Source organism: Polaromonas sp. P1_G2, from assembly GCF_056405515.1.
In genome coordinates this window covers 1-6,123 of record NZ_JBFUBY010000255.1, presented here as the reverse complement: position 1 = coordinate 6,123, position 6,123 = coordinate 1, and the positions used below count along the sequence as shown (strand labels likewise).

The following is a 6,123-nucleotide window of genomic DNA, read 5'->3' as shown; positions in this document are numbered from 1 at the left end:
CCCCAAGAAAGCACCCGCCATGGAAGATTCACGCGACGCCCGTTTTGCCGCCCAGGAAGCCGCCCTCGGCTACAGCTTCGAAGGCGAGATCAAGATAGGCGGCAATTACGTGTCCACCCTGAGGCACGGCGACACCGTCTACGTCAGCGGCCGAGTGGCGCCGTTTTCACCCCATTCCCTTCGGGTTGCGATCAAAAAGGCCTTGACGGGGTCTACCCCGCCTGCGTTTTGCGCCTTGCTCAAGGCCTTTTTGACTCGCAACGCATCTTGCATAAATAGCGTTAACAGGCCCTAGGCTTCAACTCCCCGGCAGCACGCGAACCAGCTTGCCGTTGCTGCTGTCGGTCAGCACATAGAGCAGCCCGTCCGGGCCCTGGCGCACGTCGCGTATGCGCTCACCGAGTTCGGTGAGCAGCTTGCTTTCGCGCACCACCTTGCCGGCGAAAGGCGCGGAGAGTTCGATACGGTCCAGGTAGCCGAACTTGAGCGACCCAACGAACAAATTGCCCTGCCAGGCCTTGCCGTAGCGTTCGCTCGTCAAGAAGGCCATGCCCGAAGGCGCGATCGACGGCACCCAAAAATGCAGGGGTTGCTGCATGCCGGCTTTTTCGGTCAGGCCTTCGCCAATCTTGCCGCCGCCGTAGTTCTCGCCGTAGGTGATGACGGGCCAGCCGTAGTTGGCGCCGGCCTTGGAAAGGTTGATTTCATCGCCGCCTTGCAGGCCGTGTTCGTGCATCCAGAAAGTGCCGTCGGGCGCCAGCGTGGCGCCCTGGGCATTGCGGTGGCCGTAGCTCCAGATCTCCGGCAGGGCCCCGGCCTTGCCCACGAAAGGATTGTCCTGGGGGACGGTGCCGTCCTTGTTGATGCGGACGATCTTGCCGTGGTGGTTGTCCAGCGCCTGGGCGTCTTCCTTGCGCGAAAAGCGCTCGCCCAGCGTCAGGAAAAGCTTGCCGTCAACGGCGCCGCCGGCAGCCCGGCTTTCGACGATGCGGCAGCCGAAGTGCGAGCTGCTGGCCACCTTGGGTTTCTGGCTGAAGATGATCTTGAGGTTCTCGAGCCGGCTGTCGTCGGCGCTCAGGGTCGCCCGCGCCAGCGCGGTGCTGTTGCCGCGGCCCCCAGGCCCGGGCTCGGAAAAGCAGAAAAAGACCGTGCGGTTGCGGGCAAAGTCGCTGTCGGTGACCACGTCGAGCAGCCCACCCTGCCCGCCGGCGGCKATCCCGGGCAATCCGGCCGCCGGCGGCCCCAGCTTACCGTCAGCGGCGATGACCCGTAGCCGGCCCGGGCGCTCGGTCACCAGGAAACGGCCGCCGGGCAAAAAAGCCAGGCCCCAGGGGTTTTGCAGGCCGGTTGCCACGGTTTCAGTGCGCACACTCTGCGCCCGGGCAGGGAGTCCGGCCAGGAAAATTGCTATCAAAACAAGAGCTGACTTTCCATATGCCGCTTGGAAGTAAGCCATATTTCACTCCTTAAAGTTACGCGAAAGCCGGCGGCCGCAAGATTGGGCCCGAGGCAGGCAACAGGTAGCCCGGCAATGCGTCCTTTTCATATGCAAACATAGCACCTGAATCGTAAAAAGGGGTTTTCCCGTAGATAAACTCGTTACAAATCAAGGGTTTGTAAAGCTTATCAAGAAGCCACTTGAGGTTGACGTAGGACAGATCTGTCAAGTATCCTAGGCGCCATGCGAAAAATTGCCCCTGCCCTCATCATTGCCTCTGCTGCCTTGTTGGCGGCGGGCGTGCACGCGGCACCGGGCAGCTCCGGCGATGACATGGACAAATTGCTGGCCGACAAGGGCCTGCTCACCAAGATCGACCACGTTCGCCAGAACGTCAGCAACAAGGCTTCCGAGTTGGTGGTCAACGCCATGGGTTTCCTGGGGGTTCCCTACAAGCGCGGCGGCAACACGGTGGAAACCGGCTTTGACTGCAGCGGTTTTGTGCGCRCCATTTACGAACAAAGCGTCGGCCTGCTGCTGCCGCGCCGCGCCGAACAACAGGCCGCGGCCACCCAGCGCATCGACAAGAACGACCTGCAGCCCGGCGACCTGGTGTTTTTCAACACCATGCGGCGCGCCTTCAGCCATGTCGGTATTTACGTCGGCGACGGCAAATTCATCCACTCCCCCAAGCCCGGCGCCGAAGTGCGTGTCGAAAGCATGGGCGTGAGCTACTGGCAGCGCCGCTTTGACGGCGCCCGCCGCGTCACCCCGCAAGGCAACACCGTGCCGGAAACCCAGCGCACGTCGGCACTGCCGGTTTCCCAGCCTGCGACGGCCGCAGCCTCCGAAATCCAGGCCGTGCAAAACGCCGCACCGCAACTCGCAGCCAGCCTGCAGGCACAGCAAGTGATGCAGCAGGAACAATACCGGCGCTGAGCCGGTTTTTTTGCCCTCTTTCCAGGGCTTTCCCCTTCTCTTAGTCCTTCTCGCGCTCGTTTTTCGGCGACATGTCGAGTTCCACGGCTTGGCCGTTGTCGATGGCCTCGCCGGCGCCGGACGGTGAACTGCGGACCGTGCGCACCTCGGTGTCCGCCACCAGGCTGGCAGCCTGGGCCAGCTGAAGCACGGGCTGCTCGGCCGGGGTGCCTTCCACCAGATTGCTGCCTGAAGGGATCACGCGGTTGTTTTCGGTGTTGGACGACAGCTGCTGGTTGCCCTGGGGTTTGCCGTTGACGTTGACCAGGCCGCCGCCCGAATTGGTGACCTGCCCGAAATTGCCGCTGACGCTGCCGCTGCCCGCGTTCATCGTGACCTGCGAGGACGAGCCGGAGAGCTGGGCCTCGCCCACGGCGGCCACCGTCACCACGGGCGCCACGACATTGGCGACCACCGAGTCGCCGGCCAGTGAGGCGGAGCCCGTGGCCACCACCACCACGTTCACGTCGCCCTGCGGTGCCTGCACGACCACATTGTTGCCGCTGATGTTGCCGCTGACGTTGCCGGTGCTGCTACTGACCGTCACATTGCCCTGGCTGGTGGTGGTGGCGCTGATGTCGCCCTGCGCCTGCACGACCACACTGGTGCCGCTGATGCTGCCGCTGACGTTGCCGGTGCTGCTGCTGACCTGCACATTGCCCTGGCTGGTGGTGGTGCCGCTCACGTCGCCGACGGCGGCCACCGCAACCTCGCTGGCGGTGACGTTGGCCGAGACATCGCCGCCGCTGGTGACCTGGACGGCGCCCTGGCTGATGGTGGAGCCGCTCACGTCGCCGCCGGCGTTCAGGGTGTTGGTGGCGCCGGCGTCCTGGCCGCGCAGGGTGTGGTTGCTCAGCGCGACATTGCCCAGCGCGTCGATGCCATAGCCCTTGACCCACAGTGTGCTGTCCAGGCTGAAGGCGTTGGACACCACCTCGAATTGGCCCAGCGCATTGGCCTCGGTGCCGCCCGACAGCATGTGCACATTGCCGCGGCTGGCGCCCGAACCGGCGACCAGGCTCAGCGCGCGGGCTGTGGCCCCGGCATTCTGGATGTCGCCGTTGAGGGTGATGTCGGCGCCCAGGGTGGCCAGCGTCGTGTCGCCCAGCAGGCTGACCGGCGCATTGAACACGATGCCGCCCGCGCCGTCGGCCGTCACCGTGCCGGCGATGCCGGAGCCGCCCGCGCCGGCATTGAGCGCCAGGCTGTGCACGGTGCTGTCACTGAAGTAGAAGTTGTAGGGGTTGTTCACCACCACGTTCTCGCCGTAGGCGCCGGCGCCCACGCGGATGTTGGCGCCGTTGCCAGCGTTGCCCATCGCCGTGCCGATGGACAGGGCCTGGGTGCCGCCGCCCAGCAGGCTGCCGATGCCGACGTGGAAGTCCTGCGTGGCCTGTGCGCCGTTCCAGCCCTGCACGTAGCTGGAGGCCGAGCTGCCCAGGTTGACGGCGTAGTCGTAGGCGTTCTGCTGCGAGGCCTGCAGCCAGGTGTACTGGTTGTTGTCGCTCGCCGTGCTGGCGTTGCGCACCGCGAAGTCGAAGCCGGCGATGCTGAGCGCGCCGAAGTTGCGGCTGGCCGACTCGTCCTGCATGAAGACCGGGTTGCGCTCGGTAAACGTGTTATTGCCCGCCACCGTGATGTTGTTCACCTGCTGGTTGTAGAAGCGGTTGGCCTGGTAAAGCGCCAGGCCGCCCCAGGCGTTGTTGCGCGTGGTGCTGTTGCTGACAGTCACGTTAGCGCTGTCGGTTAGCTGGATGCCGGCCCCCTGCGTGCTGCCCGCATCGTTGCCCACGGGCGCGCCGTTGGCCGTGACATGGTCTATGAGCGCGCCGTCCACGCCGTTGAGGTCCAACTCGGCCCGGCCCGCGCCGCGGGTAGTGACGTTGCGGATCGAAAAATTGCGCAGCCGGGCCGATGCCCCGCCCACGGGCGCCACCTTGATGCCGTAGGACGATGCCACGTTGGCGCTGGGTCCGTAAAGCGTGAAGTCCCTGAGCGACACATTGTCGGCCGTCACGTTGATGCCGTAGCCGTTGACGTTATGCGCGTCGATCACGGTCGCGCCCTGGCCTGAACCGGTCAAGGTCACGCCGCGGTCGACCACCAGCGTGGAAGGCTGCACAAAGGTGCCGCCGCCCACGTTGACCGTGCCGCCGGCGACCACGGCATTCACGCCGCGCTGGATGCTTCCGCTGGCCTGCGTGACGTAGACATTGCCGTCCGTCCAGGTCACCAGGCCGCGCCCGGTGGTGTCCAGCGCATGGGTCACGCGGTCTTCAATGGCGAAACCGTCTGCCGCGCCCACAAAGACGGCGCCTCGGGCGTCGACCGAGGTGTTGTCGACGACGATGTCCTGACCGTTGTTCTTGAACTGCGTCCCGGTGATGGTGACGCTGGTCTGTCCACCGTTTCCGTTTCCGTTTCCGTTTCCATTTCCATTTCCATTGCCGTTGTTGCCGTTACCGTTTCCATTGCCATTACCGTTGTTRTTGCCACGGCTCAGCGTTTCAAAGCGTATGCCGGCATGGCTGGAGTCTTCGATGCTGCCGCCCGAGATATTCACGCTTTGCAGGGTGGCCGGCGCTGCGCTATAGCTGCTGTCACCGGGGATACCGCGGGTCTTGATGACCACCGCCGCGGCTGTCGGGTCGTTCGAGCTATAGCCCGAGTTCTTGACCACCACATTGTCGAAATTGATCGAATTGAAAGCGTCGTACTTGAGGTTGATGTCTATGCCCGCGCCGAACTGGCGGTGCAGCGACGAGGTGGGGGGCGCGCCGTAATTTCCGGCGTTGCTGACAGTGACGTTCCTGAGCGTCAGGTCGTTCGCGGTTTCAAAGTAAAAGCCCTTGAAGCTCGGCCCGTCCACCGTGACGTTCTCGAACAGAGCGTTGCTGAAAGAGCCCGTAGCGACCGGGTGGCCACCCACCATCTGGTAGTTGTTGTAGGTCTGCACACCGATCTGTCCGCCGGTGATGCTGCTGTTCAACATGCGGAAGTTATCGGCCCGGGTCGTCGTGCCGTTGCGCATACCGGAGGTGTTGTTGTTGAAGGCGACCCGATTGACCGTCACGTTGCTGGAAGTTCCGTCTATGCGCAGGCCGTTGCCGTAGTTGGCGATCGACAGGTCGGAGACCGTGACGTTGGAGGCGTTGTTGATGGTCACCCCGTCACCGACGCCCGCCGAGGCGGCCTGCAGCACCGTCTGCCCCGCGCCTGCGCCATCCAGCGTCAGCGCTTTGGTGATGCTGACGCCGCCGGTGTAGGTGCCGGCTGCGACATTGACCGTGCCGCCCATGACCACGGCGTCCACGCCGCCCTGGACGCTGCCCAGCGGCGTGAGCGCGCTGCCTTGCGCGCCGCCGGAACCCGTGGTGGCCACGTTCACGTGTGTGCGGTTGGACGAGGTGTAGCCCTGGTCCTGCACCGACCAGCCGCCGTTGGCGGCGCTCAGGGCCAGCAATGCCTGCTGCCAGGCCAGGGTCGGGCTCGCGGCCATCGGGTTGCTGCGGATCGTTGAGCCGTCCACGTAACCGTTCAGGTGCAGGTTCAGCCCCCATTCGTTGCCCGTCGGGCCCTGGCTATTGCCGGCCATCGCGATGCTGCTGCCGTCGGTGTACTGCACCGAGATGGCGCTCTTGGTGTTTTCAATGCGGTTGCCGGTGACGCTGCCGGTGTTGCGCCCGTCGATCAGGATGCCGTTGCGC

2 protein-coding genes and 2 pseudogenes are annotated in these 6,123 nt (G+C 64.7%); 2 read left to right on the top strand and 2 right to left on the bottom strand.

Annotated features, from left to right (window positions below; translation table 11 throughout):
• Positions 1-295, top strand: a pseudogene (locus tag AC1D0P_RS20455) (hypothetical protein); the annotation flags it as partial.
• A 3-nt stretch (positions 296-298) separates the two neighbouring features.
• Here AC1D0P_RS20455 and AC1D0P_RS20450 read toward each other — a convergent pair.
• Positions 299-1,456, bottom strand: a complete 1,158-nt coding sequence (locus tag AC1D0P_RS20450) for a PQQ-dependent sugar dehydrogenase (RefSeq protein ID WP_477678432.1) — start codon at positions 1,454-1,456, stop codon at positions 299-301.
• Between the two features lie 225 nt (positions 1,457-1,681).
• Here AC1D0P_RS20450 and AC1D0P_RS20445 point away from each other — a divergent pair.
• Positions 1,682-2,230 (top strand): annotated as a pseudogene (locus AC1D0P_RS20445) (C40 family peptidase); the annotation flags it as partial.
• 187 nt (positions 2,231-2,417) lie between these two features.
• Here AC1D0P_RS20445 and AC1D0P_RS20440 read toward each other — a convergent pair.
• A partial coding sequence (locus AC1D0P_RS20440; protein ID WP_477678431.1) for a beta strand repeat-containing protein occupies positions 2,418-6,123 on the bottom strand: 3,706 nt, incomplete at its 5' end.